This is a genomic window from Streptomyces sp. NPDC054841 (genome assembly GCF_053611045.1).
On the sequence record NZ_JBSGZO010000679.1, the window covers coordinates 1 to 3,523 of the forward strand.

At 66.4% G+C, this 3,523-nt stretch carries 3 protein-coding genes; 2 read left to right on the top strand and 1 reads right to left on the bottom strand.

Features of this window, described 5'->3' with window-relative positions; genetic code table 11:
• Window positions 1–925 precede the first annotated feature (925 nt).
• A complete protein-coding gene (locus tag ACWGI8_RS41620; RefSeq protein WP_453668653.1) occupies window positions 926–1,678 on the top strand; it encodes a hypothetical protein in 753 nt (250 codons plus the stop codon).
• A gap of 337 nt (window positions 1,679–2,015) precedes the next feature.
• Here ACWGI8_RS41620 and ACWGI8_RS41625 read toward each other — a convergent pair whose 3' ends face one another.
• Window positions 2,016–2,654 (bottom strand): HAD family hydrolase, encoded by a 639-nt coding sequence (locus tag ACWGI8_RS41625; protein WP_453668655.1) that lies wholly within the window; start codon window positions 2,652–2,654, stop codon window positions 2,016–2,018.
• Between the two features lie 401 nt (window positions 2,655–3,055).
• Between ACWGI8_RS41625 and ACWGI8_RS41630 the strand changes: the two genes are divergently transcribed.
• A complete protein-coding gene (locus ACWGI8_RS41630; protein ID WP_453668654.1) occupies window positions 3,056–3,505 on the top strand; it encodes a hypothetical protein in 450 nt (149 codons plus the stop codon).
• Window positions 3,506–3,523: the final 18 nt, after the last annotated feature.

Here is a 3,523-nt window from a genome sequence, read left to right on the forward strand (position 1 = left end):
CCTCCGGGCATCCCCGCCCTGGTCTGTCATCCCGTACGAAGCCGCCGGTAACGAAGGCCGCAACCGCGTGCCGCACCCAGAAGCAGGCCCGTCCCCGCAAGACCGAAGACGAGGGCCTCGGGACGGAACCACAGGATTACGCCGATGACAGGCATGGCCAAGAAGGGCCCTGCTGTGATGATGACCTGAAAGTCACGCCAGTCACGGGTTTTGATCGACGTTTCGCGCGGAATGGTACGGTCGAATGCCTCAGGAACGAGACCTTCAGGTGTCGGAACTGACGGGTGATCGGGAGGCATGAGCCCTCCTCGATCGCAGCGTTGTGTATTCGCGGTGAGTCAGCCTGGTCGCCACGGCCGCAACCCAGGGACCGCGCTGACTCGCCGCCGCGACGCTACCCGCTCAACCGTACGGAACTCCATCGCTACTGTGCGTTAATGCGAGGATTGCGGTTGACGCTCCCTCGGTGGAAGCGGAGCGATCTCAGTAGACCACCCCACCGCTCGCAAAGTGAACGCTTTCGCAAATCTCCGGTCACAAACGCTCCCCGAACCGGGCTCTCCGTCCAACACTCCGGCAGCTGGGCGTTTCACGCCCGCTCGGTCTCGCCGCCGGCCCCCGCCCCGCGGCCTGGCGGCGAGCTGGTGCACACGCGACCGCGCTGCGGCATGGCGACGCTGCAGAACCCGAGCCGGCTGCCAGGCTGGGCACGTCCGGACCGCAGGTGATTGGGAGATCCGCTGTGTCCGTCCCGTTCCGCATCCGGTGCTGCCTGTGCCGCAACAACATCCCGCTCGCCCCGGACGTTACGCCAGTGTCAGCGGTCACGTAATTCCCCACTGACGCAGTCGATAAGAGACAGCATCGCTCGGTGGAGCCACCGAGCCGTGTACGGGCTGTCATAGGCGGGTGAGAGTCTGGACCGGTGCGGATAGAGGGATTCGAGAACGCCCCTGTTGCTGCAGGGGAGGAACTGCTGGCGGTGCCGGGGTTCTGGGCTGCCTACCTGATGTGGCTGAGTCAGACAGAGGAGTACGACGCCGTTCCGGAATGGTTCGGTGTCGACGGGGCTGACGCCGACGCGGCCTGCGATGCGCTCGGCAACGAGGACCATTGGCCTGTCTTCCGGATCCCCTTCGCCGATGGCCACACCGCGCTGGTCCTGGGACGCAACTTTCCCGACGATCCGGAAACCGAGTACGTCATCACCCACCCCGAGTGGGGACGGCACGGCCACCTGGCCACCATCAGCGGCCACCAGGCCGGCCCGGGCTTGTCCTGGCGAGAGCTCCAGCACATCGCCCGCACGCCCGACCTCAACGCTCCAGGAGTCCACGCCGAATACGCACGCCTGCTCCTGCTGCTGCCTGCGCTCGGCGACCAGAACCTGCCCGAGGACGCCGCAGCCGTGCTCGGCAGCGCGCTGGCGCAGGCAGGCGTCCCCGCAGCGCTGGCCCCGCATCTCGCGGAAGCACTCCTTGCGGACCATCCCTTGTGGGAGCCGGCTGAATGGACGCTTCCTTCCACCTCCCCGCTCTCAGGCGGTCAGGAACCCTTCCTCGGAATCCTGCACTGTGACGGGTACATGAGTCCGCGGTGTGGGACTCGGCTCGCCCAGGGCATCACCCGAGCGCAGAGCAACCGCCTGGCCCGCGCACTCGGCACCTGGCCCGCCTGAACGGCCCACCCAGCAGCCAAGGGCTGGAACAAACGCCGGGAGCCCTGGCCTCTGGTCCCTGAGAATCTTGACGCACGGTCATCGTCCCCATGCTCACCACGGTTGTGACACCGCCGTCCCCGTGGCCCATTACGTGACGTTCGGGGTGGGGAAATACGTGACCGTCCACAGCCAGTCGCGGTCTCAGCCTACGAGGGTGTTGCGCACCCTTTTTCCTCGAATGTACGAGGGTCTTGCCGCGACCATCCGCCAGGTGGCTTTGTTCACGGGTTTGGGCAGCGGTTGCTCAGTGCTTTGGGAGGCACCCAGACGTGCCAGGCAGGGCCGCTGCCGTTGGCTACTCCTTGACCAGGTCAGCGAGTTCGGCAAGCGAGCCGATACTCCAGTCCGCGGCGGCCACAACGTCTGGGTCACTCCCCCAGAAGTATCCCCACGGGCCACGCCGCAGGTGCGCTACCCGAAGGCCGGCAGCCTTCGCAGGGAAGACGTCGTTGGCTGGGTGATCACCGACATACACCGTCTGGTGAGGCGCGGCCCCGGCCACATCGATCACACGGGAGAAGAATTCGCCCGACGGCTTGGCGACGCCCCACTCTGCTGACGTGACGACCAGGTCCACAGGGAGGTTGAGAGCACGCAACAACTCCCCGGCCTTCGCAGTCTGGTTCCCCGCCACGACGACCCGAATCCCCAACTCCTGAAGCATGGACAGCGAGGGCCGAACATCGGCGTACAGATCCTCTTCGTCCAGTTGCTCGCCCCGGCCCGCCGCCTCGCGCGCAGCGTACTCGGCGTCAATGTCAATACCGGGCTTCAGGAGGCGGAGAGCATCAGCATTGTCCCGGGACTGGGCGGTGACGGCACCGACGAGGGCGGAGAGGGTGTGGCATGGCACGCCGAGCCAGTCTGCCCACGATGCCCAGTAGCGATCGTCACGGGTCAGCGTCTCACCCACGTCGAAGACGATGGTCGCAATCACACGGCGAAGCCTACGGGTGCGCGCACGCCCGAACTGAAACCGGGACGGTCGCCCCGCCACCCGCGCGAGGCAGGGGTTTGACGCTCAGGGCGGACCCCTTTGTTGGTGCGGGCCCAATGTACGGCGGCTGCCGCGGGGCCATGCTCCCGAACGTGCGAAGGCTCCCCTCCCGCCGCAGCAGGAGGGGAGCTTGTGGTGTGTGCCTGGTGACATAGCCCGCGGCTGTCCTACCTACCAGACCGGCCGCTCATTCGGGTCGGGTTCCTGAACGCCGCACCACCCGCGACACCGATACTCCCCGAGGGCGGTGTCCGTCCGTACACTTGCCCGCAGCCTCAGAAGCGCTAGTTCTCATGAGGACGCATGAGGACGCATGAACATGAGTGCGGGGGCACACCATGACGAACCAGACCCAGGACGCTGAGCGGCTATGGGAGCTGTCGCAGCTGCGCGCAGACGAATTGGGCAAGGAACTCCAGGACATCGCCAGCGAGGCCGAAATGTCGCTGCAGACTCTGTACCAGTGGCGGAAGGGAAACCCTGTCCGCAGCAGCAACGACCGGCGCATTCATCTGGCGTTCGCATGGGAACTCGAAAGCCGCAAGGCCATCCTTGGCGGCGGCGAACCCACACCCCGCCAGGAGGCGACACCGCAACCCGAGCACGCCCCGCCCACCAAGCCGAAAGCGGAGCAATGGCGGCGGGAGGCCATCCGCGAGTTGTTCCGAGGCATGAGCTTGGCGGAACAGGAGGACTACATCCGGGAGCTGGAGGCGGAGGTCGCGGAGCCGAGGCGGCAGGAGGGCGCGGCCGACAACCCTGATCAAGGATCCGGCCGTGCGGGATAGCACGCGTCAGTTTATGGC

Excerpts from the sequence above, each read along its gene's own strand:
- ACWGI8_RS41630 (WP_453668654.1), top strand. The coding sequence starts at position 3,056 with ATGACGAACCAGACCCAGGACGCTGAGCGGCTATGGGAGCTGTCGCAG.